At 56.6% G+C, this 491-nt stretch carries 1 pseudogene; it reads left to right on the forward strand.

What is annotated here, in order from left to right:
- Positions 1-83 precede the first annotated feature (83 nt).
- A pseudogene (locus tag H6B10_RS15270) lies at positions 84-491 on the forward strand (fucose isomerase); the annotation flags it as partial.

The raw sequence follows: 491 nt of genomic DNA on the forward strand, positions 1-491 counted from the left end.
TGGTGGCCCTGACCGGCGAGAATATCGATATCGAAAAAGATTTGTAAACAGAATCATCCACATAGAAAACGGAGGAATTTGACATGAAGTCCACCAACATTCCCGAAGTCCGTCTGGGCATTGTAGCCGTCAGCCGCGACTGCTTCCCCATTGCCCTGTCCACCCAGCGCCGCCAGAACATCGTGGCCGCCTGCAAGACCAAAGGTTTTGAGCCTTATGAGTGCAGCGTCACGGTGGAAAACGAAGCCGATATGCTCAAAGCCGTGGAAGAAGTAAAGGCCGCGGGCTGCAACGCCCTGACGGTGTTCCTGGGCAACTTCGGCCCCGAAACTCCCGAAACCTTGATCGCCAAATACTTCGACGGCCCCGTCATGTTTGTGGCGGCTGCCGAGGGCGACGGCGATATGATCAACGGCCGCGGCGACGCCTACTGCGGTATGCTGAACTGCTCCTACAACCTGGGTATGCGCCACCTGAAGGGCTATATTCCC

It is taken from the genome of Gemmiger formicilis, assembly GCF_016901605.1.
Lineage (GTDB): Bacteria > Bacillota > Clostridia > Oscillospirales > Ruminococcaceae > Gemmiger > Gemmiger formicilis_B.